Annotated in this window: 18 protein-coding genes, 1 tRNA gene and 1 pseudogene; 16 read left to right on the top strand and 4 right to left on the bottom strand. The window is 59.5% G+C overall.

Annotation, left to right across the window (positions count from 1 at the left end; translation table 11 throughout):
* Positions 1-357 precede the first annotated feature (357 nt).
* The 6 genes from BGLCM_RS00370 to BGLCM_RS00345 all read left to right on the top strand — a co-directional run bounded on the left by BGLCM_RS00370 (position 358) and on the right by BGLCM_RS00345 (position 9090).
* On the top strand, positions 358-2574 hold the full coding sequence (locus BGLCM_RS00370; RefSeq protein WP_006295555.1) for a heavy metal translocating P-type ATPase: 2217 nt from the start codon (positions 358-360) through the stop codon (positions 2572-2574).
* A 131-nt stretch (positions 2575-2705) separates the two neighbouring features.
* Positions 2706-4250, top strand: coding sequence for an FAD-dependent oxidoreductase (locus BGLCM_RS00365; protein ID WP_006295554.1), 1545 nt, complete (start codon positions 2706-2708; stop codon positions 4248-4250).
* 224 nt (positions 4251-4474) lie between these two features.
* Positions 4475-5893, top strand: coding sequence for a serine hydrolase (locus BGLCM_RS00360; protein WP_006295553.1), 1419 nt, complete (start codon positions 4475-4477; stop codon positions 5891-5893).
* Positions 5894-5950: 57 nt separating this feature from the next.
* Positions 5951-6024, top strand: a tRNA-Gly gene (locus tag BGLCM_RS00355).
* Positions 6025-6534: 510 nt separating this feature from the next.
* Positions 6535-8181, top strand: a complete 1647-nt coding sequence (locus BGLCM_RS00350; RefSeq protein ID WP_006295551.1) for an NAD-dependent malic enzyme — start codon at positions 6535-6537, stop codon at positions 8179-8181.
* Positions 8182-8244: 63 nt separating this feature from the next.
* The gene (locus tag BGLCM_RS00345) at positions 8245-9090 is read left to right on the top strand and encodes an SOS response-associated peptidase family protein (protein ID WP_006295550.1); all 846 of its coding nucleotides are present in this window, start codon (positions 8245-8247) and stop codon (positions 9088-9090) included.
* A 20-nt stretch (positions 9091-9110) separates the two neighbouring features.
* Here the strand turns inward: BGLCM_RS00345 and BGLCM_RS08165 are convergent, their stop codons facing one another.
* Positions 9111-9338, bottom strand: a complete 228-nt coding sequence (locus BGLCM_RS08165) for a hypothetical protein (RefSeq protein ID WP_006295549.1) — start codon at positions 9336-9338, stop codon at positions 9111-9113.
* A gap of 62 nt (positions 9339-9400) precedes the next feature.
* On the opposite strand from BGLCM_RS08165, the gene BGLCM_RS00335 reads away from it, so the two are divergent.
* Together BGLCM_RS00335 and BGLCM_RS00330 are read left to right on the top strand one after the other, a co-directional pair.
* Positions 9401-9766: a LysR substrate-binding domain-containing protein gene (locus BGLCM_RS00335; RefSeq protein WP_081450415.1), complete on the top strand. Its 366-nt coding sequence runs from the start codon at positions 9401-9403 to the stop codon at positions 9764-9766.
* A 442-nt stretch (positions 9767-10208) separates the two neighbouring features.
* Positions 10209-11117 carry an aldo/keto reductase gene (locus BGLCM_RS00330; RefSeq protein ID WP_006295545.1) on the top strand — a complete coding sequence of 303 codons (909 nt, stop codon included), beginning with the start codon at positions 10209-10211 and terminating at the stop codon, positions 11115-11117.
* A gap of 392 nt (positions 11118-11509) precedes the next feature.
* Here BGLCM_RS00330 and BGLCM_RS00325 read toward each other — a convergent pair whose 3' ends face one another.
* The gene (locus BGLCM_RS00325; protein ID WP_044084336.1) at positions 11510-12727 is read right to left on the bottom strand and encodes a polysaccharide deacetylase family protein; all 1218 of its coding nucleotides are present in this window, start codon (positions 12725-12727) and stop codon (positions 11510-11512) included.
* A 188-nt stretch (positions 12728-12915) separates the two neighbouring features.
* Here BGLCM_RS00325 and fbaA point away from each other — a divergent pair, with 188 nt between their 5' ends.
* Positions 12916-13980, top strand: coding sequence for a class II fructose-bisphosphate aldolase (fbaA, locus tag BGLCM_RS00320; protein ID WP_006295543.1), 1065 nt, complete (start codon positions 12916-12918; stop codon positions 13978-13980).
* Here fbaA and BGLCM_RS00315 read toward each other — a convergent pair.
* Positions 13951-14514: a hypothetical protein gene (locus BGLCM_RS00315; RefSeq protein WP_044084335.1), complete on the bottom strand. Its 564-nt coding sequence runs from the start codon at positions 14512-14514 to the stop codon at positions 13951-13953. The genes fbaA and BGLCM_RS00315 overlap by 30 nt on opposite strands.
* Before the next feature lie 845 nt (positions 14515-15359).
* Between BGLCM_RS00315 and BGLCM_RS00310 the strand changes: the two genes are divergently transcribed.
* The 3 genes from BGLCM_RS00310 to BGLCM_RS00300 are packed head-to-tail and all read left to right on the top strand — an operon-like array spanning position 15360 to position 18518.
* Positions 15360-16646, top strand: a complete 1287-nt coding sequence (locus BGLCM_RS00310; protein ID WP_006295540.1) for an adenylosuccinate synthase — start codon at positions 15360-15362, stop codon at positions 16644-16646.
* 16 nt (positions 16647-16662) lie between these two features.
* The gene (locus tag BGLCM_RS07875) at positions 16663-18147 is read left to right on the top strand and encodes a fluoride efflux transporter FluC (RefSeq protein WP_006295539.1); all 1485 of its coding nucleotides are present in this window, start codon (positions 16663-16665) and stop codon (positions 18145-18147) included.
* Positions 18147-18518: a fluoride efflux transporter FluC gene (locus tag BGLCM_RS00300; protein WP_006295538.1), complete on the top strand. Its 372-nt coding sequence runs from the start codon at positions 18147-18149 to the stop codon at positions 18516-18518. The genes BGLCM_RS07875 and BGLCM_RS00300 overlap by 1 nt, the downstream gene beginning before the upstream one ends.
* Before the next feature lie 92 nt (positions 18519-18610).
* On the opposite strand, the pseudogene BGLCM_RS08150 reads toward BGLCM_RS00300, so the two are convergent.
* Positions 18611-18841: pseudogene (locus tag BGLCM_RS08150) on the bottom strand (addiction module antidote protein); the annotation flags it as partial.
* Between the two features lie 368 nt (positions 18842-19209).
* Here BGLCM_RS08150 and BGLCM_RS00290 point away from each other — a divergent pair.
* From BGLCM_RS00290 to BGLCM_RS00275, 4 genes are read left to right on the top strand one after another with little or no spacing between them, the layout of a single operon-like run.
* Positions 19210-20601, top strand: a complete 1392-nt coding sequence (locus tag BGLCM_RS00290) for a branched-chain amino acid ABC transporter permease (protein WP_044084334.1) — start codon at positions 19210-19212, stop codon at positions 20599-20601.
* 1 nt (position 20602) lies between these two features.
* Positions 20603-21586 carry a branched-chain amino acid ABC transporter permease gene (locus BGLCM_RS00285; protein WP_006295534.1) on the top strand — a complete coding sequence of 328 codons (984 nt, stop codon included), beginning with the start codon at positions 20603-20605 and terminating at the stop codon, positions 21584-21586.
* The gene (locus tag BGLCM_RS00280; RefSeq protein ID WP_006295533.1) at positions 21579-22616 is read left to right on the top strand and encodes an ABC transporter ATP-binding protein; all 1038 of its coding nucleotides are present in this window, start codon (positions 21579-21581) and stop codon (positions 22614-22616) included. Before BGLCM_RS00285 ends, BGLCM_RS00280 begins: the two co-directional genes overlap by 8 nt.
* Positions 22617-22672: 56 nt before the next feature.
* Positions 22673-23461: an ABC transporter ATP-binding protein gene (locus tag BGLCM_RS00275; RefSeq protein ID WP_238548604.1), complete on the top strand. Its 789-nt coding sequence runs from the start codon at positions 22673-22675 to the stop codon at positions 23459-23461.
* Positions 23462-23603 lie beyond the last annotated feature (142 nt).

Genomic DNA, 23603 nt, shown 5'->3' with positions numbered 1-23603 from the left:
AGCGGACTGGAGTGCGCGCGTTGGTTAGTATGGGCGGCATGTGGAGGGTGCGCGCAGGATGGTGGCGGGTATTGCTATGCTGAATCCCTATTGCGGCAGGGCCGGTCGGCTGGCTGCAAACGATAACTGAAGAACACATCATCTGTATTCTTTTTACGCCGTGTGTCGGGACCTGTGCCAAGCCGGGCATTCGCTGTCGATGGGCTAACAAGGCGTAGCAGGACGCAGCTGGAACGCGTCGAGTAGAACGCATGCCCGCTTTGCGCGGGTCGACCCCGCCTGCCACCAGCAGGTCGGCCGCATTCGAATGACGTCTCCACGATTGCGCCCGAAGACCCACGAACGTAAGGAGATGCAGTGCATAAGATACTGCGCCTGTGCGAGGAAATCCCGTTGCTGCCCTGTGTGTTGTTGGCAGCCATTCCGCTTGCCTTGTGGCCTCATTGGACGCCATGGGGAACCATCAACGCATCGTTCAATCCCGGTTTGGGTGAATGGATTGTGATTGTGCTCGTGCTGTGGACGTGCATCGAATCGATTCAAGGCATGATTGACGATTTGCGCCACGGTCAAATGGGTGTCGATATCCTCGCTGTGGTCGCGTTGATTTCCACCGTGTGCGTGCAACAATACTGGGCTTCCTGGGCTGTGGTGCTCATGGTCGCCTCAGGTGAGGCCATTGAGACGTTTGCGCAGTCGCGCGCCAAATCCGCGCTGACCGCCTTGCTTGACGCGGCTCCGCAACAAGCCCATGTGATCGCGTTGCCCGGCGTGCAAGGCGCGCATGGTGAACTGACTGACGACGACTTCCGCAAAGTTGATGAACAACTCGCCCAGGAAACCAGTGGCCAACACCACTTCGACACGGTGCCTGTGGATGATGTGCATGTGGGCGATGTGCTGATTGTGCTGCCTGGCGAAACGGTGCCCGTCGACGGCGAATTGTTGTCTGGCTCGGCCACGCTTGATCTGTCGAACATCAATGGCGAACCCGTGCCGCGCACGGTGTTTGCGGGCGCTCGCGTGCTTTCCGGATCGGTCAACGGTGCTTCAGCCATCATGCTGCGCGCGATCAAAGTGGCGCAGGATTCGCAATACCAGCACATTCTGCAGCTCGTCAAGTCCGCGCAGGATTCGCGTGCGGCTGCCGTGCGCACGGCCGACATGCTGGCCGTGCCGTTCACTGTGGTTTCATTCCTGATCGCCGGCATCGCGTGGGCCGTGTCGGGTACTCCCTTGCGATTCGCGCAGGTGCTCGTGTTGGCCACTCCATGCCCGCTGCTGATCGCGGCGCCTGTGGCGTTCATCGCCGGTACAGGCCGTTTGGCGCGGCATGGCATTCTGATTAAAACGCAGGATGTGCTTGAAAACCTGGGTCACGTCAACCACGTGTTCTTCGACAAGACGGGCACGTTGACCGTCAAACAGCCGCAGGTGGTGCGCATTGATCGTGCCCCCGATGTGAACTTGAGCGAAGACGAGTTGCTGATCATGGCCGGTGTGGTCGAAGACTATTCCGTGCATATTTTGGCCAAAGGTATTGCGCGAGCCGGCAAGCAGGCGATGGAACGCTTGGGGATTCTGCCATCAGCAACGGATGGCGATGGGGCTTCGGGCACGACACAGTCGGCGCCACGGAAATCAACAGTCCAACCCAAAGGCACGTGGCAGCTGCCGAGCCCGAACCACCCGGTCGTGCGGCACATCGTGGAGGAGTCGGGCAAAGGCGTGACGGGCGAGGTTGACGGGCACACGGTGCGCGTGGGGCGGCTCGCGTTCGTGACGAGCACGCAGGCCGCGCACGCGAGCGAAACGCACGAACACACGAACGAGGCCGCGCTCAAAGCCGCGCACGAAGACGCCGAAGTGGCCGCGCACGTGCAGTGGGGCAGCGAACTGGCGGCCGACGAAATGGCCACGTACGTGTCGGTTGACGGCAAACTGGCCGCTCGCATTGTGCTGCGCGACGTGCCGCGACCCGAGTCGAAGCGCGCGGTGGAGCAGCTCAAGGCGATGGGCATCACGAAACTGACGATGCTGACCGGCGACAAGCAAGCCAGCGCCGAGCTGATCGCGCATGAAGTGGGCATTGACGACGTGCGCTACGAACTGCTGCCGGAAGACAAGGTGCTGGCCGTGCGAACCGCCGAAGCGGCCGACCACTTGACAAAACCGTCGATGTGGGATCGTGTGACGAACCGTCTGCTCGAGCAGGACGCGGGACGCCCCGTGACGATGATGGTCGGTGACGGCGTGAACGACGCGCCCGTGCTGGCCGCGGCCGATATTGGCGTGGCCATGACGGACGGCACAAGCACGGCGGCCTCGGAATCGGCACAAGTGGTGATCATGAACGACCGTATTGAAGCCGTGCCGATGTCGATCAACATTGCGCACCAAACGAAGAACACGATGCTGCAAGCCGTGCTCGCGGGCCTGGGACTGGCGATTGTGGCGATGATTTGCGCGGCGTTCAACCTGATTCCCGTGGTCATTGGCGCGTTTTTGCAGGAAGCCATCGACGTGGTGTCGATTGTGTGGGCTGTGACGGCGATGGCTGACCGCAAGAGGTAAGAGCGGGGCTGGCTGCGGAAGTGCTGCGGGGGTGCGTTGCCGGTGGCCAGACTGCGGGCGTGCGTTGCCGGTGGGACTACCTGAGGGGAGCTGGCTGCGGGAGAGCGCGGGGAGAGTGCGGGCTTGCCACAATGTGGCATCGCAAGCCCGCGGCTCTTCCGCTCGTTTGGCCATCTCGGTACGATGTTGGCGTGACTGCTACGAATACTGCAAATACTGAACAGAACGAACTTGGGCAAGACGGCCTCCGTATCGCCGTCATTGGCGCCGGCCCAGCCGGTGTGTATTCCTCCGATATCTTTTTGCGTCAGCTGTCCAAACTCGGTGACGAACTTGGACTCGGCACTGCCGCGCGCATCGATTTGTTTGAGCGGCTGCCTGTGCCGTTCGGCCTCGTACGTTACGGCGTGGCCCCTGATCACCCATCGATCAAATTCATCTCGTCGGCGCTGGAGAAGACGCTCGACAACCCGAACATCCACTTGTACTGCGACGTGGAATTCGGCAAGGACGTGACGCTTGAGGACCTGCTGGAGCGCTACGATGCCGTGCTGTTCGCGACGGGCGCCGTCAAAGACAAGCCGTTGGGCTTGCCGGGCGCCGACCTTGACGGCGTATATGGCGCCGCCGAATTCGTGGGCTGGTATGACGGGCACCCGACGGGCGCTCGCGAATGGCCGCTCGAGGCTGAGCAGGTGGCCGTGATCGGTGGCGGCAACGTGGCCATGGACGTGGCGCGTGAACTTGTGCGCAATGCCGATGACCTGCGCGCCAAGACCGACATTCCCGACAACGTCTACGAAGGCATCAAGGCCAACAAGGCCAAGGAACTGCATTTGTTCATCCGCCGTGGCGTGGCGCAAGCCAAGTTCTCGGTGCAGGAGCTGCGTGAGATGGAGAAGCTGCCTGGTGTGCAGCTGATCATTGACGAAGACGATTTTGAGCTCGATGACGACACGATCGAAGTCGCCGAGCAAGACAAACTCACGCGCCAGATGGTCGAAGAGCTGTTTGCGATCCGCGAGATGGCGGAAGACATGGAAGACGACGGCGATGTGGACTTCGAAGGCAATCCAGCCGACCGCAAGTACTACATCCACTTCAACAGCGCGCCGACTGAAATCCTGGGTGAAGACGGCAAGGTCACAGGCATCCGCGTGGAGCGCACCGAGACGTCGGCCGACGGCAAGATGACACGTTTGGGTGAGTTCGAGGAGTTCCCCGTGCAAGCCGTGTATCACGCGATTGGGTACAAGCCGGAAGCGGCACCTGGCGTCGCTTACGATGAGCGCGGCGCGCATTTGGCCAACGCCAATGGTGATGGCCGCATCACGACCGATGCCGCCAGCGGTGACGTGCGCGAACGCCTGTATGCCACGGGTTGGGCCAAGCGTGGCCCTGTGGGCCTGATCGGCTCCACAAAGTCCGACGCGCTGCTGATTGTGACGAACATGCTCGAGGACTTGGCCAAGAGCGCCGAAGGTGGCCGCGTGGCCGCCGACCGTGATCCCGAGTCGATTGACCGGTTGCTGGCCGAACGTGGTGTGCGCCCGATTGATTTTGCTGGTTGGAAGCGCGTGGACGCGTTCGAGCGTGCCGAAGGCGCCAAGGAAGGCCGTGAGCACAAGAAGGTCATTGAGCCGGAGCAGTTCCGCGCGCTCGCGCATGGCAAGTGAGTTGATGCAGCTGATGTAGATGATGCGGATAATGGCTCCAACGCTGTGACGCGGGGCTGTTGAGCTGCTGTGCTGTTGCTGGATGCGCCTGGTGAGGTGGGAACCTTGCCGGGCGCATCTGCCGTTTTGGATATTGGAATATTGCAATAGTGGATTATGGGCTCGTTTAGACGTTTGGGCATAATCGTGGTATATGCGCATCCATGCAGTCCAAAGGGTGAATAATGCAGCAAACAGATAATGGTGATGAGAATGTCGAATCCGCACAACGCCAGGTATCTGTTGATGATCGTTTAGTATTTCCCCCGATTGAGCAGGTCGATGCACAGCATGTAGTGCAGCCGGAGGGTGCGCGGGATAACGGTTCGCGGGTTGAGCAGCACAGTCACCATGACCATCATGACCACCATGGCGAGCGGGCGATGAATTACCATTACGACCATCTGCGGCGTCGACTTAATGTGGTGATTGTACTGATGCTCGTGTTTGACCTGGTGGCCTGCATAGTGTTTTACCGCAATGAACTCGGTCTGCCAGGCTCCATAGATACCTCCGCTGCGGCCAATGCGGCCAATGCTGCTGGTGCCGCTGGTGCCGCGGATGTGCCTACAGCTTCGGCTTCCCCCTCGGATTCCATTGCTGGCGAGAAGGCTGGCGATGACGCAACACAGAACGTTGCGACTGCATCGGGGGTCGAAGCTGGGAGCAATACGGATTTTGATAATCGCACAACAGTACCTAATCCGCACCGTGACCCGATTGTGGTGACCTTGGAAAATCTGCATACCGCAGACATGCAAGCGGCGGATGGCTCCGCACAACTGGTTACCGCAGGCTTTACGTTGTCCGATGCGGACCGGCGGGCAGTGGACGAAGCGCTCGCCACGTTCTCGAATGCGGGTTATTCCGTTGGCATGGTGTTGGCCGATTTGGATACGGGAGCTGTGCTGACCTCATCGGGCAGCGTGCCCAAGTATTCAGCGTCGTCGATCAAGGGTCCGTACGTCATGTCGTTGGCGGCCACGGGCGCGATAGATCTTGATGCTGTGGCTGGGCGGCGCGATGGCGTGGCAAGCGCAGTGCATTCCGATATTGAGCAAGCCATTCAGGTTTCTGACAATGACGCTTATGGGGCGCTGTATTTGCGTTACGGCACTACTCCGATGACGTCATGGCTTGACGGGTCAGGAGTGCAACACAACCTTACTGATCATGAATATCTTGATTTATCGGCCATCGACTTGGCGATCATGTGGACGAAGGCCTACCAATATTTGTTCACCGACACGGTCGATGCTGCGTCGAGCCAGCCAGTCAAGGCGTCGGCTGATGCGCGCGCCTGGTTGGCGTCCAATTACCGCGATTCGTTAAGTTCAACGATTCATATGGCCTTGGGGGATTCCGCACCCATGCTGTCCAAGGCCGGTTGGATTGCAGAAGCCGGTTACTTGGCATTCAATGATGGCGGCATTGTGCTGCCCGACTCCCAGCGCAGCGAATATGGTGGCGTGGCGATTACCGAGCGCCCCTCGGCCTATGTGTTGACGATGCTGACCGATGCTTACGGCGAATACGATTTGCTGACCAACCTCGCCTCCACGCTCGGCGACGTATACCACAACAGCATGCAGCGCCAACAGTGAGTTTTGCCGCCGTGTGTGCTACAGTGACTCCTTGTGTGCTATTGCAGCATGCCACTTGCGGATGTAGTTCATCGGTAGAACGAAAGCTTCCCAAGCTTTAAAGGCGGGTTCGACTCCCGTCATCCGCTCCATTTATTTATCTGAAGAAGGTTGCAAAACCAGCGTTTCTTGAAATGATTCAACTTTAAAAAGTTGTGTTGATTGATGCAACTGTGTTGAATACGCCGCCCGTCTTTCCTATCAAGCAGGGGCAAATCGCGTCCAGGCTCCCAAACTGCATGTTTTCTGACCAGGCTGGTCAGGAAAGATGCGGCTTTACGGCTGAAATTGCGTTTTTCTTGACCGGGCTGGTCAGGGGAGATGCGTTTTGCGCCCGGAAACTGCACTTATGCTGACCAGCTTGGTCAGGAGGGGTGCGGTTTGTTGCCGGGCTGGCGGCTGTCGGCAGCCAAGGGTTTCGGAGCGGCCACTGCCGCGCGTGTTCGTTAGTTGCGTTCGTCGCGTTCGTTTCGTCTGCCGCGTTTGCCGCGTTCATCGTTTGCGTTCGTTCGCCGCGATCGGGGGTGGCACTTTGGGGGTAGGCGCTTACGATGGGACGCGTTTGTAGCGGATCCGAGGTGCCGGCCCCAGGAGGCTTATTGATGACGATGACATTGCCTGAATCATTGACTAATCCATTGCTGAACAAGAGTACGGCGTTCACGCAGGTTGAACGGCATAATTTGGGCTTGGTGGGGCGGTTGCCATCCGCTGTGGAAACGCTCGACCAGCAGCTGCAGCGCTGCTACAGCCAGCTGCATGCGTGCACGTCGAACCTTGAGCGCTATCTGTATCTCGACCAGCTGCACCGCCGCAGCGACGTGCTCTACTATCGCCTGCTCGTAGACCATCTCGCCGAACTCATGCCCATCGTTTACGATCCCACAATCGCCGAGGCGATCAAGAACTGGTCGGCTGATTACCGTGGCACGCGCGCCGTGTACTTGAGCGTGGACCGCATCGAAGACATTGACGAGTCGTTCGACAATCTTGGTCTTGGCCCCGACGACGTAGACCTGATTGTCGCTTCCGACGCCGAGGCGATTCTCGGCATTGGTGACTGGGGCGTCAACGGTACCGACATCAGCATTGGCAAACTGGCCATTTACACGGCTGCGGCTGGTGTGGACCCCGCCCGCGTCATCGCCGTCAACTTGGATTGCGGCACCGACAACACATCGCTGCTGGAAGACCCGGTTTACCTGGGCAACCGTCACGCTCGTGTGCGCGGCAAGCAATACGACCGGTTCATCGCGGCTTACTTGCGTTCCGCTGCCCAGCATTATCCGCACGCGCTGCTGCATTTTGAAGATTTTGGCCCGTCGAATGCGCGCCGCATCATCAACGAATATCGCGACACCTACCGTGTGTTCAACGACGACATGCAAGGCACGGGCGCTGTGGTCATTGCCGCCGTCATGGCCGGTTTGCGGGTCACAGGCCAAACGTTCGCCGACCAACGGCTGCTCGTGTATGGCGCGGGCACTGCCGGCACAGGTATGGCCGACCAGATCCACGCGGCCATGATGCGCGACGGCTTGACCGACAGCGAGGCTCGCGAGCGCATCTGGCTGATCGACCGCAACGGTCTCGTCACTGATGACATGCCCGATCTGCCTGACTATCAGGCCGCCTACGCGCGCCCGCGTTCGCAAGTTGCGGCGGCGGATTGGCGTCGGGATGCTGCCGGTCATATTGGTTTGCTTGAAACTGTGCGGCACGTGGCCCCGACGATTTTGATTGGCACGTCCACTGACCACGGTGCGTTCACGCAAGACGTCATTGAGGCGATGGCCGCCCAGGTTCAGCGCCCGATTATTCTGCCGTTGTCCAATCCGACGGAGCGCATCGAGGCGATGCCGCAAGACGTGATCCGCTGGTCTGACGGCCGCGCGCTTGTTGCGACGGGCATTCCCGTGGACCCGTTCGACTACAACGGCGTGACATACACGATTGGCCAGGGCAACAATGCGCTGCTGTATCCGGGCTTGGGTTTGGGCGTTATTGTGTCGGGCGCGCGCACGGTCACCGACATGATGCTGCTGGCCGCCGCTCAGGCGTTGGCTTCCCATGCGGATGCCACGACGATCGGTGCGGCGCTGCTGCCGCCCGTCTCCGATTTGCGTGCGTCGAGCGCGCTTGTTGCGGCCGCCGTGGCGCGACAGGCTGAAGTTGACAATGTTGCGACAGTGCATAGTGACGACTGGGATCAGACAGTGCGTCAGGCCATGTGGTGGCCCGCTTATTAGCAAGTGGTATTGCCGTCCGCGATGCAGCGTTGTTCCACGTGGAACAACGCTTAGGATGGGAGCATGTGCGCACGGTATGAAGCGTTGACGATCGAGCATGTTCAGGCGGTCATCGCGCAACTTACAGGAATAGAAAAAGCGGATCCTGCTCAAGCCGCTCCTGAGCCGGCGGCCGAACCTGAACTTGAGTTCGAGTCCGAACCGGCACAGCTCGACTTGTTTGCGGCGGCAGAGCACGGGAGTCAGCCGCAGCTGGAACGTCCACAAACGCGCGAGCCCGTGGACGTCTATCCGTCGGCAGTGACGCCCGTAATCGTGCCCACGTTCGACACGGCCGTGGGCGACGGCGCGCTCGAGTTCGCGGATGAACTTGCGTTTGAGTCCCCAGGCCAGCCGGCTCCCGGAACCGCGCCATCTCAGCGTAACCTTGCGCATGCGTCCACGCACGCACTCGATTCTGGACATCCGCTGCTGCCGCCGCACAGCTTGCGGGCCGAGCGGTTGAGCTGGGGATGTGAAGCGCCGTGGCTCAAACAGCCCGTGTTCAACACGCGCATTGAGAGCGCTGAAAAACCGTTCTGGCGGCAGTCCATGGAGCACGACCGCTGCATCATCGCGTGCCGTAAGTTCTACGAATACGGTCCCGCTCCCGAACCCGGCGCACGCAAGCCGCAGTACGTGTTTACGGTGCCGCACATGCACGTCATATTTGTGGGAGCCGTGCGCAAGGGCGGCGCGTTCTCGATGATTACGACGGCCGCGAACGGCATCATGGCGCCGATTCACGCGCGCATGCCGCTCGTGCTGCACCCGCGCGAGCTGGATCTGTGGCTCGGGCCTGATTATCGGGCGCTCGCCGACCGTTCGCGCGTGCCGCTCAACGTGAGTCCCGTGCGTCCGTTGACTTGAGTGTGGCGCATTCAGGCCCGTCACGCGACACGGCTATTGCCAGCGCTTGATTTTTTGTTATTTCTGTGATTGCTCCTCTGGCCGCCGCTTGCCTCGCACGGTGTCGCCATGCTGTTGCGGCCGACTGTGGCCTCCGGCGCGGCCACGCGCAATGCTGTTTCCGTGCTGAGCTTGGAACCCACGCATTCGAGCATAGCGTTGGCGCCCACGCCATCCGTATTCAACGCTGTGACGTCAACCCCGTTCATGCCACAGCGTTGGTGTGGTTGTATTGATATTTCAGCCTAAAAGTGCATTATTGGCATTACAAATGCGGTTACGCCACATATTGGTATGCATATCTTGCGTGGATACGGGTATGGGTCATGCCGCGTCGCTGCGGTGGACGGCTCGACACGCACCCCGATGCCACGCATTGCCTAATCTTGTGGGCACGATGAATTTGCTCTACAACACGTCGTGCTTCGTCAAGGAAGGCTACGGATACGCCTTGTGCGTGGACGGTCTTGTGGATGCGAGCGACGGCAGCGGACTGACGTTCCTCCCGCTCGATCCGCCGATGCATACGAACCTGTGCATCGCATGGCGCAGCAACCGTGCATTGTCGCAAGCTGCGCAAGCGTTCCTTGATGAATTGCGTGTGGTGTTGGCAGAACACACCGACGCATTGCAATGATGCGTCAGAGTTGCGATGCGCAAGGGATGCGGAAATAGAAAAAATAACTTGCTCGCGCGGGCAGTGGGTGGTGAATGACAGACGGCGTTCGGGGCGGCTGAAGGGGAGCTGGAAACGCACTGAAGAAAGCTTAAAATCAGCGAGTTTTCAGGGATTTCGCATGGTTCTCCATTGCAGCAAACGAGGGTGGGGTGTCCAAGGTGAGCGGGGTGTTGTGCAACGCACGGCGTATTTCTGGCGAATATTCACGCTGGGCGGGTAATCGGCGATCACCGACGCAACTCTTGCGGTTGGATGGAGGGTATTGAAATGGTGTGCAGGCGCGTCGGACGGCCGGGGGACCGGACACGTCGGGAGCGCGGAAACGAATCGGTGGAACCGTTTGCCGCGCGCAACAAACGTGCGCTGCGCACAGCACAACCTTGAACTCTAAGGAGCGAACATGACGGAAGAACGCGTCAACAAGTACGATGCCGCGAACAGCGCCGTATCGGCAACTTTCAAGCTGCGTAACGGCAACCTGATCCCGCAGTTGGGCCTGGGCACCTGGCTGATCGACAACGACAAGGTCAAGCGCGTGGTCGTTGACGCGCTGAAGATGGGCTACCGTCTGATCGACACGGCCCAGGCCTACGACAATGAGGAAGGCGTTGGCGAGGGTATCCGCGAGTCGGGTGTGGACCGCAAGGACATCTACCTGACGTCCAAAATCCGCGCTGAATACAAGACGTACGACGAGGCTCGTCGTTCGATTGATGAGTCCCTGCAGAAGCTCGGCACCGATTACCTTGACCTGATGCTGATCCACTGCCCGCAGCCGTGGGACGAGTACGGCTCCGACAACCACTACTATGCCGAGAACCTTGAGGTTTGGAAGGCGCTGGAAGACGCGTTCCGCGAGGACAAGGTGCGCGCGATCGGCGTGGCCAACTTCGGCAAGGCTGACCTGCAGAACATCCTCGACCACGCCGTTGAGATGCCGTTTGTCGATCAGGTGCTCACGCATGCGGGACACACCGACCTTGACTTGCTTGAGTTCATCAAGCAGAGCGACATGCAGGCCGAGGCTCACTCGCCGATGGGCCACGGCGAGGTGCTGCAGAACCCGGTGCTCGTGGAGCTCGCCCACAAGTACGGCTGCTCGGTTGCTTCGCTGTGCATCAAGTACACGATCGAGCTCGGCTGCGTGGCGCTGCCGAAGGCCACGTCGTGGGAGCACCTTGAAGACAACATGAACACGCACTTCGAGATCGATCCGAAGGACATGGACACGCTCAAGCACCTCAAGATCGAGGATTACGGCGAGTCCGCGCAGTTCCCTTGCTATTCGAAAGCTCCGAAGATCGCCTGAGCCGGTTGGGCTGACCGGGGTGAACGGATTGGCTCCGGCCGAACACAAGATTTGCGGGATTTGTGAGGATTGCTTGCCGCTTCTATGCAGCGTGGGATGACCTGACCTACACTCAATGACGTTGCAAGCGAGACTCACATCCCGCTTCCCCTCACATCACTTGCGGTTACGAGTTGATATGAGGTTGTTGAAGACTTACTCCGAGTAACCACCACCGCATCCCGTGCCACCGCTGGCACGGGATGCTTTTTATGTCCGCGCGAGCCGGGACCGGCTGGGTTTCTTGCGGGCGATGTTTTCTTGCGAGCGCGGGTTGCTTGCGAGCGCGGCCCTCTTACGCCCTCGGCTCCCTCGTGCCTACGCCCCTTCCCAGCTCACAGCCGCGCCAGCTCTCAGCGCATCGCGACGTACTCGTCAATCGTCACGAACGTGTAGCCGTCGGCTTTCAGATCGTCAATGATATGCGGCAGTGCTTCGACGGTTTGGTCGCGCTCGCCACCGCCCGCGTGCATCAGCACGACGGCACCATTGAACATGTTGCTGCGCACCGTTTTACGGATCGCGTCGGCGCCAGGTTTCTTCCAATCCTCGGTATCAATGTTCCACAGCACGTTCATCTTGACCATGTCGGCCGTTTCTTTCCACTGCTTAATACCGAACGACCCGTAAGGCGCGCGCAACACATCCGTCTTGACGCCCGACGCCTTCTCAATGTCAGCAAACCCCGTCTCAAGTTCCTTGCGCAGCGCCGTGCGGTCCAGGTCGGGCAGATACGCGTGCGTCGCGCTATGGCTCGCCACCTGGTTGCCGTCGGCCACCGTCTGCTTCTCAATCTGCGGGTAAATCAGCGCATCCTCGCCCACGTCAAAGAACGTCGCCTTGACATGCTTGTCTTTCAAAATGTTCAGGATTTTCGTCGTGTATGGGCTCGGCCCGTCATCAAACGTCAGCGCGACGATCTTCTTGCCGGCCGGGCTGACGTTGAACGACACGACTTTCAAATCCACGGGCTTTTCAAGCTCCTCCTTGCGCACGGTTTTCTTTGAGATTGTGCCGGTCCAAGTTTGCGCCACGCCATCTTTGCCCTCGTGCTCCACAAGCTGGATCGCCCCTTGCGTCAGGTCAATGTTCGTGCCGAACGGAATCGGTTCAGTGCCGACCGTATGCGGTTCGGTGGCATCGGTGCCGTCCGTCACGGAAATCGTGTCTCCGTCCGTCATGTGCGTGGAGTCCCAGTCTTGGGGCGCCACGGCTTTGCCCTCCACGGAAACGGTTACAGGGTTGCCTTTGGCCTTTTCGAGAAGTTTGCCGTCGACGGCAAGAAGGTTACCTGGGGTTCTGCGGAAATCATCATGATCTTTCAGCAGCTGCGCGACGGAAGTGTCGGCCTTGATTGCGTACGACGTGCCGTCTACCTGAACGTTGATTGAACGCCAGTGAAACTGCCACATCCACCACAGTCCGATACCCAAACCCACCACGACGACGGCAATAAGCACGCTGATCAGCGCGAACGCAACGTTACTGCGCGGCTTTTTTGGCGGCCTGGCGATGCCCTCGAGCGAAATTTCCTCGGGTTCCTGGCCCTGATTGCTGTCCGCTTGCGTCATCCGAACCCCCTCCTTGCTCCCGGCTGTGACGTTCGTTCCCATTCTAAACTGCAGCCTGCGCGCGCGGAATTGTTCGCGGGGATGCAGGCGGAAATTGGGTGGGCGCAACCTCGCCTTGATCTCTCACTTGCGCCACGCTGTAAGGATTATCTGTATTTCTGTGGCACCGTCAGTAGCATAATTGAAGCATGCCTATTGCAACTCCAGACCAGTACGCGGCGATGCTCGATGCGGCTCGCGCCGGCGGATATGCCTACCCTGCTATTAACGTGACGAGCTCGCAAACGCTGAACGCGGCGTTGCAGGGCTTCGCCGATGCCGAATCGGACGGCATCATCCAAGTGTCTGTGGGCGGCAGCGCCTATTTCTCAGGACAGCGCGTGGCGGACCGCGTGACGGGCTCGCTCGCATTCGCGGCGTTCGCCCACGAAGTAGCACGCAAATACCCGAACATCACAGTGGCGCTGCACACCGACCACTGCGCCAAACAATATCTCGACGAATGGGTGCGCCCGTTGCTTGACCTGGAAGCCGAGCAAGTGGCCCACGGGCAGGAACCCGCGTTCCAGTCGCACATGTGGGACGGCTCTACCGTGCCGTTGAGCGAGAACCTGGCCATCGCGCGCGAACTGCTGGACAAATCACGCAAGGCGCATACGATCCTTGAAATCGAAATCGGCGCCGTAGGTGGTGAAGAAGACGGTCACAGCGCGGAAATCAATGAAAAACTCTATTCCACGCCGCAAGACGGCATCCGGGTCGCGCGCGAGTTGGGCCTCGGTCAGGACGGACGCTACATGGCCGCGTTCACGTTCGGCAACGTGCACGGCGCATACAAACCCGGCGTCGTCAAACTGCGCCCCGAACTGCTCGGCGAAATCCAGCAAGCCGTGTGGCAGGAACTGCAAGATGGTGAACTTAAGCGCGAACCCGGCATGGATGTGATTGACGGCAAACCGTTCGAACTCGTGTTCCACGGCGGATCGGGATCGACTCCACAAGAGATCGCGCAGGCTGTGGCGCACGGCGTGGTCAAAATGAACATCGATACCGACACGCAGTACGCGTTCACGCGCGCCGTGGCCGGGCACATGTTCCGCCATTACGACGAAGTGCTGAAGATCGATGGTGAAGTAGGCAACAAGAAAATGTACGACCCGCGCTCCTGGGGCAAGGAAGCGGAAGATTCGATGGCCGCGCGAGTAGTCGAAGCCTGCGAACAGCTAGGCTCCGCCGGCAAAGCCCTGAAGTGAAGGGAAGCTGCTGAGGAGAGGGAAGGAACTGAAGTGAGCGTTGCGCTGAGGCGCGGGGAGCGCTGAGTGCCGCCGCTGGGGCGAGCGCGGCGCTGAAGTGCGAGGAGCTCGGGCGAGGCGAGGGAAACTCTGCGGCGAGAAATCCCTCTCCTCCCTCTTTTCCTCTCCTTCTCCTCCTCCCTCTTCTCCCTCTCCTCCCTCTCCTTCTCCTCCCTCTCCTTCTCCTCCCTCTCCTCTTTTTCTCTTCTCTTTTTTTCTCCTTTTTCTCCTCTTTCTCCTCCTCCTTTTTCTCCTCCCTCTCCTCTTCTCCTTCTCCTCTTTTCCTCTTCTCTTCCTCTTCCTCTTCTCTTTCTCCTTCTTTTCCTTCTTCTTTTCCTCCTTTTTCTTCTCCCTCTTTTCCTCTCCTTCTCCTCTGCCTCCTTCTATTTCTCTCCTTCTCCCGTTAACCTCTCCAACCTCTCTCGCCGCCCCCAACCTCTCGGACGCGCCCCCTAATTTCCACTTCTGAACCCAAAATGTAGTTTTCCTGACCAAGCTGGTAAGGAGAAGTGCGCTTTTCGCGCTGAAAATGCGTCTTTTCTTACCAGGCTGGTCAGGGGAGATGCGGTTTTGGGGCCCAAAGTGCGTCTTTCCTGACCAGCGTGGTCAGCGGGATTACGGTTTCATCCTTCAAACTGCGTCTTTCCGTACCGGCCTGGCCAGGGGAGTTACATTTTCGGGGCGGGAACTGCGTCTTTCTGTACCGGCCTGGTCAGGGGAGATGCATTTTCGGGTTGGGGATGCGGTTTTTCGTGTTGGCCGGGTGGTGCCGGGCCGGATTTTTATGCAAAGTGCATCTTTCCTGACCGAGCTGGTACAACCAACCGCTACTTCCGTACCTCAAATGCATCTTTCCTTACCAGGCTGGTCAGGAAAACTACGGTTTGGGACGCAAAACTGCATCTTTCCTGACCAGCGCGGTCAGTGGGATTACGGTTTCATCCTTCAAACTGCGTCTTTCCGTACCAGGCTGGTCAGGGGAGTTACGGTTTGGAGCTGAAACTGCATCTTTCCTGACTAGGCTGGTCAGGGGAACTGCAGTTTTGTGGCCCAAAGTGCATCTTTCCGTACCAACCTGGTCAGGAGAGATGCAGTTTTGGGAGTGGAAGTGCGGTTTTTCTGACCGGGTTGGTCAGGGGAGATGCGGTTTGGGCGGTTGCAGTGGTCTCGCTGGGGTAGACGGCGGGTGTGGGGAGCGGTTTTTGCAACGGAGGCGGTGTCGCTACAACGCGGCGGCGTTTAGTGTGGGCAGCCGCTCCCAATGTGATATGGGTCTTTATTGCGTAGGGGGTCGCGCGTATGCTTGTGACGTCTGACAGCGGAGTGGAGCGGAGGAGACCATGCCCGGAATCGTGTTGATTGGCGCACAGTGGGGTGACGAAGGCAAAGGCAAAGCGACGGACTTGATCGGCACGGAGGTCGATTATGTCGCGCGCTTCAATGGCGGCAACAACGCGGGCCATACTGTGGTGGTCGGCGATGAATCCTATGCATTGCATTTGCTGCCGTCCGGCATTATCAGCCCGCGCGCGATCCCTGTGATTGGCAATGGCGTGGTCGTTGACCCGGCCGTGCTGTTTGAAGAGATTGATGGGTTGCAGAGCCGTGGCATTGACTGCTCGCGTCTGCTGATCAGTGAATCCGCGCATGTGATTGCCCCCTACCATCGCACGATTGACAAGGTGACCGAACGCTTCGCCGGCAAGAAGAAGATCGGCACAACAGGCCGTGGCATCGGACCGGCTTACGCCGACAAGATCAACCGCGTCGGCATTCGTATTTCCGACCTGTTCCATGAGGACGTGCTGCGCGACAAGGTGGCCAACAGCCTGCATCAGAAGAACCAGATGCTCGTCAAGCTGTATAACCGCCGTGCCATCGACGTTGACCGCACGGTCGATGAGCTGCTTGAACTCGGTGAGCGTCTGCGTCCCTACGCGGCCAACACGTCGTTGATTCTGAACGATGCACTCACTGCCGGCAAAACCGTGCTGTTCGAAGGCGGGCAGGCCACGATGCTCGACATCGACCACGGCACTTATCCGTTCGTCACGTCGTCGAACCCGACGGCTGGCGGCGCTTGCACGGGTACGGGCGTGGGCCCGACCAAGATCAACCGCGTGATCGGCGTGGCCAAAGCGTACGTCACGCGTGTTGGCGAAGGTCCGTTCCCGACCGAACTGTTTGATGAGCAAGGCGATTGGCTGCGCGCCCAAGGTCACGAATATGGCGTGACGACAGGCCGCCCGCGCCGCTGCGGCTGGTTCGATGCCGTCGTCAACCGTTACGCCACACAGGTCAACGGCTTGACTGACATTGTGCTGACGAAGCTTGATGTGTTGACAGGCCTTGAGCAAATCCCGATTTGCGTGGCCTACGATGTGGATGGCGTGCGCTACGACGACATGCCGGCCGACCAGGTCGCCTTCGCCGCAGCCAAGCCGATTTATGAGACGATGCCGGGTTGGAGCGAAGATATTTCGCAAATCCATGATTTCAACGATTTGCCGGCCACTTGCCAGGCTTATGTGAAGCGTCTTGAGGAGCTTTCGAATTGCCGTATTTCCGTAATCGGCACAGGCCCCGAGCGCGACCACATCATTGAGATCAATTCTCTGGTGGATTGAATTGGTGGGTTGACCCGTGTCTGACAATATCCCCTCCCTGCCGGACGGTCCCGACCACCAAGAAGAATCCGACCAGCCCGACATGCCGAGCGCCGTGCGCCACGCTGCGCAACGGCGTTCGGTGGCGCGCGCTAGTGCGCAATCCGACGAATCTCGCGAATCCGAAGACTTGCGTGAGCAGTCCAACTCACTTGAACAGACCGAAGCGTCGCGTGAGCAGGCTGAGGAACGACTCGTCGCCCATGACCAGTTCCTCGAAGACGTGCCTGCCGATGCGTTCGACGCCACGCCCGACGAGATTCGCGACCGCAATACGGGCAAGGAAATTCCCGACATCACCGAGATGCCCGTCATCTCCTCAATGCCGGCGTTTTCCGCTGGGGCCGCATCGATTCCGCCACTTCCAGCAGCCGCGTCGCCATCACCCGCGTCGCCCGCAGTCGCAGAACCGTCCGCCTCACCCGCATCAAGTGCCGCGGAGCAAGGCCCCAACGCCGCTCAAGACAGCCAAGAAGACCGCCAAGAAGACGATCAAATATTCGCCGCACCCGACTCGTTCCCGGCAGGCGTCACCTCGGTTCCCGCCTACCCGCACGGCCGCCCCGACTTGTCTGCGCAGCCCGCGCGCGAGTTCGCGGCGCTGGCTCCGTCGAACAATCTGTCGCGTTTGCCCAGCGTTACCGCCGTGTTCGCGCCTGTGATCACGGGCACGAATCCGACCGGAGCCGCTGCTGCCAGCGCGCCTCCCAAAGTGCCGTTGGCCCCGCTCAAGCGTGTGCAAGGCAAGTTCAACCCGCTGGCAGACCTGCCCGTGTATCTCGTCGTGTTCCTCGGCGGCTTCGTCGGCACGGCATTGCGCTATCTGCTGTGGCTTGCGATGCCGGCTCCGGCCAGTTCGCGCGGCTTGCTGATAGCGTTTCATCCGGCCACGTTCATCGCAAACATGATCGCCACGTTCGGTTTCGCCATGTTGAGCTCCTACATTTCCCAAGCAATCTGGATTCGACGGCGCTCACGTCAGCTCATCAGCCGTGGCGTTGGCATGGGCTTGTGTGGCGGTTTTTCCACATTGAGCGCGATGATGGTGGAAGATATCACAGCCATGCACAACTCGTCGATTGGCGGTTTGCTGCTGTACACGTTGATGACGTTCATCTGCGGCCTGGCTGTGGCGTGGTTGGGTTCGGCACTGGGGTTGCGGCTTACTGCTCGCCGTGCCGCGCAAGCAATCACGGAAATAGATATAGACAACGCGCCGAAACCGGCCATTGGAGTGAGAGTTCCGGCCGATCCGGCTGTGGCCGGGCACTCGGCGGCCGAGAGTGCGCAGCATGCCGTGGCCGCCGATCCGGGAGCCCCCGCGACCGACGTGACGGACGCGTCAGGACAGCTTTCCGCGCTGCCTGCCGGTGCTGGAACCGGTGCCGTTCCCGGTGAACCTGACCCGACGACCGACGAGATTCCGCTCGTCGCCGACCCGTTGACGGGGGAGGTGCACTGATGTTCGGCCAGTTTCTACTTGTCTGTTGTTGCGGCGGCCTCGGAGCCGTCGCGCGGTTCGTGCTGAACACGTCGATCCAACGCTGGTGGGCGCGCGTGTTCCCGCTCTCGACGTTCATCATCAACATTCTCGCAGCCTTGTGCGCGGGTATCGCGGCGGCCGCGTACTTCTACAACACGGTGGACTACAGCACGTATCTGCTGTTCGTCACGGGCTTTTTGGGTGGTTTCTCGACGTTTTCGACGGCCATCAATGAGATGGTCGCGCTGATTCGCGGCCGCCGGTTCGTGGTCGGCATGCTGTACATGCTGCTCACGCTCGTGCTGCCGTTCCTGTGCGTGTGCCTGGGCTGGTGGATCGGCTCACTGTAGTCGGCTGCTATTTTCATTTCCGTCCATGCCACGCCACCGTCCCAACCCACGCCTGTGTGGCACGTTTCTCTAGTGTCCCAACGCTCTGATGTTCAGGCGGACTTGACGGATGCGCCGGAATGGGCGGGGACGATAGTCAGTCGGCCGCCGAGCGCGTGGATGACTTTCATCATGGTCTGGAACGAAGGATTGCCTTTTTCGCTCAGGCTTTTGTACAGGCTTTCGCGTCCAACGCCGATTTCCTGCGCAATTTGTGCCATGCCTCGGGTTTTTGCGACGATGCCGAGGGCCGCCTGCATGGTTGCGGGGTCGTTTTGTTTCGACCTGCCAGCAACAGTATGACCCTGTTGCCAAGTTGGCAACAGGGGGGGGCGGTGAGGTGGGCTTCGGGGTGGGGGGATTGATTTGCGTATGTGGAGCGCGGATTTTTTTTGGGGTGAACGCATGGTGAGATTGTTGGGGGTGGGAAATTTCTCTGTGAGCGTAGGGCGGGTGGGGGTGTTTTCAAACCGTAACAAGCGCTGGAAATTAGGGAATTACTGGGGTTGAGCGGGGTGGGGTGGAACGGGTGGCGGCGGCCATACCACATGAAATTACTGCGAAATCATGGAAACGAGCAGGAAATCATTCGGCAACAGCGTTCACGCATTTCTTCTTTAGGTTGATTCCCATCTAGAGAGGGAGAACGTGAATGAGAACATCTGTACCTGTGCGGCGGTGGCGACGCGTCATTGTGATGATGATTGCGTTGCTCGCGTCGCTGGTTGCCCTCGTGGCGTTCAGTCCGATGCAAGCCCATGCCGCTGAAGCAGTGGACAAATGCAACCCGACCGCGGAAGTCGGCTGTGTGAACGGCATTCTGCAAACATCCGACAAAAAGCCGATCGGCGGCGTGGAAGTCACGCTTTCTGGCGCGGAGAAAGCCACGACAACCACGGCGGCAGACGGTAGCTGGGCATTCGCGGTCAACGCGGATGGCAAGTATACGGTCACGATTCCGAAGGCCGCCATGCAAGACAATGGCCTGAAAACGGATTCGGCCACGGTTGAAGTCAAGAAAAACGATTTTGGCAAGCAGCGCGCGGTCGTCCGTTTCGATGAAGCATCCAAATCAGCGGGTTCAAGCGCCAAGAGCAACTCGTCGGGTTCCTCAAGCTCGTCCTCGTCGAGTGACTCTGCTACGGGTCCGAGCGGATCGAACTTCACGAAGCGGTTCTGGCAGCAGCTGTATTCGGGCATCCTGTTCGGCCTGATGCTCGCGCTGATGTCGGTGGGTATGAACCTCATTTACGGCACCACTGGCCTGAGCTCCTTCTCGCATGGCGAGCAGGTCACACTCGGTGGTTTGATGGCTTACCTGGGTGCGCAAGTCATGCACATGCCAATCTGGCTGGCCGCGGTTTTCGCGATTGTGATCGGCGCATTGACGGGCTTCATTGAAGACGTGCTGATCTGGGGGCCGCTGCGCAAGAAGCGCATTGGACCGCTGCAGCAGATGATTGTGACCATCGGTCTGTCAATGGCCTTGCAGTATCTGTTCCAGTGCTTCTTTGGCGGCGACATCAAAGGCATCACCAAGTCGATTCCTGAAGCGATTCAAATCGGCCCGATCACAACGAATGCGCCATCGCTGCTCGCTGCGGCCATCGCGATCATCGTGATCGCCGGCGTCACCTTCTTCCTCTACCGCACACGCTTGGGACGCGCCACACGCGCAGTCTCCGACAATTCAGCACTCGCTGCAGCTTCAGGCATCAACGTCAACCGCGTGGTGCGCGTGGTCTGGACGCTGGCCTGTGGTCTGGCCGCATTGTCTGGTGTGCTCATGGGCATCTACCTCAACGGCATCTCCTGGAATACAGGCGCCACGCTGCTGATGCTGATGTTCGCCGCAGTCACGTTGGGCGGCCTTGGCACAGCCAACGGTGCACTCGTCGGCTCGCTCGTCATCGGCATTGTGGCGGACATGAGCTCGCTGTTCATCCCATCCGACATGCGCTACGCCTCGGCGTTGGCAATCCTCATCATCGTCCTGTTGATCCGTCCGCAGGGCATCTTCGGCAAGCAGCAAAGGATTGGCTGATATGAACGCTTTAACGATTATCACAAATGTGCTCGGCGAGCTCATGGCGCCGACCACGGCAGCCTATGCGCTGGCCGCCATGGGCTTGAACATCCACTTCGGCATGACAGGCTTGATGAACATGGGTCAGGCCGGCTTCATGTTGCTCGGCGCCTACGGTTTCGCCATCACACAAGCCATGGGCGGCAACCTGTTCATCTCGATTGTCACGGCTCTGGTGCTCGCGGCCATTTACGGATTGCTGCTCGGCATTCCAACACTCAAACTTGGTCCCGACTACCTGGCCATGGTCACGTTGGCGGCCGCCGAGATTGTGCGCATTGTGGCACGCTCCACGGCCATGACACATGTGACGGGTGGCTCGGCCGGCATCTCCCCGCAAGACTTTACGACACAGTTTGAAGCGTTGTCCCCATTGCCTGACGGCAGCACCACGTTCCTGCTGTGGACGTACAACAACAACATCGCGAACTCCTGGTGGCTGCGCATTGTGGCCTGGATCCTCGTGGCCATTGCGGCCGTGCTGTGCTGGCGCTGGTTCAACTCCCCATGGGGCCGCGTGCTCAAAGGCATCCGTGAAGACGAAAACGCGATCAAGTCGCTTGGCAAGAACGTCACGAAGTACAAGATGCAAGCGTTGATCCTCGGAGGCCTGTTCGGCGCAATCGCCGGCATCGTGTTCGTACTGCCGCGTTCGGTACAGCCTGACTCACTGGGCCGCACGGTCACGTTCTACACCTGGACGATTCTGCTGCTCGGCGGCGCGGCCACGATTATGGGCCCGATTCTCGGTTCCTGCGTGCTGTGGGTGCTGCTGACACTCGTCAAGGAAGTGATGCGTGTGAGCATTCCCGAAACCGTGATGTCGTCCAACCAGATCGAGGCGCTCGGATGGGTCATCGTGGGTGTCGCGCTCATGTGCCTCGTGATCTTCAGGCCGCAAGGCATTCTCGGCAACAAGAAGGAGCTGGCGTTCAATGCGTGATTCCAATACGAACCAAACCACTGATCCAAACGCTCCCACACCGATCAACGTGGGCGAGGAGCGCACCCAGCCGGTCGGCGCATTCTTTGACCTGGCCAAATGGGCCACGAAAGCTCCTGAAGGCGAACAGCTGATCTCCACGGCGTACGGCGACCGCGTGACCCAGGACCTGATGTATGTGGAAAACAAGGCCGGCGTGCACAAGCCTGACCCGATCCTTGTGGCCGACAATGTGACGCGCAAATTCGGCGGCATGACCGCCGTGGACGTCGAACACTTCGAAATCGAACGTCACGGCATCACGGCGCTGATCGGCCCGAACGGCGCCGGCAAAACGACATTCTTCAACCTGATGACAGGCTTCGACACACCCAACACGGGCACCTGGCATTTTGACGGCCAGGACATGGCCCACGTGCAACCCGAAAAAGTCGCCAAAGGCGGCATGGTGCGCACGTTCCAGCTGACCAAAGTCATGAGTCGCCTGACCGTGCTCGACAACATGTTGCTGGGCGCTCCCGTGCAACCGGGCGAAGGCATGCTGCGCGCGCTGTGGCCTGGAGCGTGGAAGAAGCACGAAAAAGAAAACCGTGAGAAAGCCGAAGCGTTGCTTGAACGCTTCCTGCTGTTCAAGAAAAAAGACGATTATGCGGGCGGCCTCTCGGGCGGTCAGCGCAAACTGCTCGAAATGGCTCGCGCGCTGATGTCCGATCCCAAGCTCGTGATGCTCGACGAACCCATGGCCGGCGTGAACCCGGCGCTCAAGCAGTCGCTGCTCGACCACATCATCAGCCTGCGCGAAGACGGCACAACCGTGCTGTTCGTGGAACACGACATCAACATGGTGCGCCACATCGCCGACTGGGTCACTGTGATGGCTGAAGGCAAAATCGTTGCCGAAGGCCAACCCAAGACCGTGATGGACGATCCGGCCGTGGTGGACGCCTATCTGGGAGCGCACGCCAACATCGATTTGGCCGACATCGATTCGATTGACAACGACGACGACGGAAGTGAGGACGTGCAATGAGCTCAACAGCAACGATGGCATCCGATGCACAGGCCGCCATGGAAGACGCCGCAGAAATGAATATGAAACCGACGCGAGCCCAGGTGCACGTAGGCGAGCCGGAAGGCGAACCGTTGATGGACGCGCAGGATCTGCTCGCGGGCTACCTGCCGGGCGTCAATATTTTGAACGGCGCCTCGCTGACGCTGCACGAAGGCGAGATTGTGGGCATCATCGGGCCAAACGGCGCGGGCAAGTCGACGCTACTCAAGTCGCTGTTCGGACTCGTGCACATCCATGAAGGCCACCTGCTGCTGCGCGGCGAGGACATCACGAACCTGCGCGCCGACAAACTCGTGTCGCGCGGCGTGGGATTCGTGCCGCAAACCGAAAACGTGTTCCCAAGCCTGACCATCCTCGAAAACATGCATATGGGCGCTTATCAAAACCCGAAAAAATTTGCGGAACGCTTCGACTACGTCTGCTCAATCTTCCCGAAGCTCGGCACGCGACGCAACCAGCTCGCAGGTCAGCTCTCAGGCGGTGAACGGCAGATGGTGGCCATGGGACGCGCGTTGATGATGCAACCCAGCGTGCTCCTACTCGACGAACCCTCAGCCGGCCTGTCGCCCATGCTGCAAGACGAAACATTCATTCGTGTCAAGCAAGTCAACAAAGCGGGCGTGTCGGTAGTCATCGTGGAACAGAACGCAAGGCGCTGCCTGCAAATCTGTGACCGCGGTTATGTGCTTGATCAAGGTCGCAACGCCTACTCGGGCCGCGGCCGCGATCTGATGGAAGATCCGAAGGTCATCAAGTTGTACCTCGGCAACCTGGAAGAGGAGGTGGAGAACGAAGGAAAGTGATTCTATCGTCTCAACAAACTGAGTGTTCAAGCAACACAGAGAACGCTTGAACTGAAACAAATCGGGGCGAACCGAAAGCCGGGAAAGAATCACCACCCGACCGTTACCCGTGGGCGGCTCACCAACCCAGAACCGACCCATG

Origin of the sequence: Bifidobacterium gallicum DSM 20093 = LMG 11596 (assembly GCF_000741205.1) — a bacterium.
Taxonomy (GTDB): domain Bacteria; phylum Actinomycetota; class Actinomycetes; order Actinomycetales; family Bifidobacteriaceae; genus Bifidobacterium; species Bifidobacterium gallicum.
The sequence above is the reverse complement of the archived record's forward strand: the minus strand, read 5'-3'. Positions and strand labels throughout refer to the sequence as shown.

Coding starts and splice junctions, on each gene's coding strand:
- BGLCM_RS00365 (WP_006295554.1), top strand. CDS start 2,706: ATGTGGCATCGCAAGCCCGCGGCTCTTCCGCTCGTTTGGCCATCTCGG.
- BGLCM_RS00360 (WP_006295553.1), top strand. CDS start 4,475: ATGCAGCAAACAGATAATGGTGATGAGAATGTCGAATCCGCACAACGC.
- BGLCM_RS00350 (WP_006295551.1), top strand. CDS start 6,535: ATGACGATGACATTGCCTGAATCATTGACTAATCCATTGCTGAACAAG.
- BGLCM_RS00345 (WP_006295550.1), top strand. CDS start 8,245: ATGTGCGCACGGTATGAAGCGTTGACGATCGAGCATGTTCAGGCGGTC.
- BGLCM_RS08165 (WP_006295549.1), bottom strand. CDS start 9,338: ATGAACGGGGTTGACGTCACAGCGTTGAATACGGATGGCGTGGGCGCC.
- BGLCM_RS00335 (WP_081450415.1), top strand. CDS start 9,401: ATGCGGTTACGCCACATATTGGTATGCATATCTTGCGTGGATACGGGT.
- BGLCM_RS00330 (WP_006295545.1), top strand. CDS start 10,209: ATGACGGAAGAACGCGTCAACAAGTACGATGCCGCGAACAGCGCCGTA.
- BGLCM_RS00325 (WP_044084336.1), bottom strand. CDS start 12,727: ATGACGCAAGCGGACAGCAATCAGGGCCAGGAACCCGAGGAAATTTCG.
- fbaA (WP_006295543.1), top strand. CDS start 12,916: ATGCCTATTGCAACTCCAGACCAGTACGCGGCGATGCTCGATGCGGCT.
- BGLCM_RS00310 (WP_006295540.1), top strand. CDS start 15,360: ATGCCCGGAATCGTGTTGATTGGCGCACAGTGGGGTGACGAAGGCAAA.
- BGLCM_RS00300 (WP_006295538.1), top strand. CDS start 18,147: ATGTTCGGCCAGTTTCTACTTGTCTGTTGTTGCGGCGGCCTCGGAGCC.
- BGLCM_RS00290 (WP_044084334.1), top strand. CDS start 19,210: ATGAGAACATCTGTACCTGTGCGGCGGTGGCGACGCGTCATTGTGATG.
- BGLCM_RS00285 (WP_006295534.1), top strand. CDS start 20,603: ATGAACGCTTTAACGATTATCACAAATGTGCTCGGCGAGCTCATGGCG.
- BGLCM_RS00280 (WP_006295533.1), top strand. CDS start 21,579: ATGCGTGATTCCAATACGAACCAAACCACTGATCCAAACGCTCCCACA.
- BGLCM_RS00275 (WP_238548604.1), top strand. CDS start 22,673: ATGAATATGAAACCGACGCGAGCCCAGGTGCACGTAGGCGAGCCGGAA.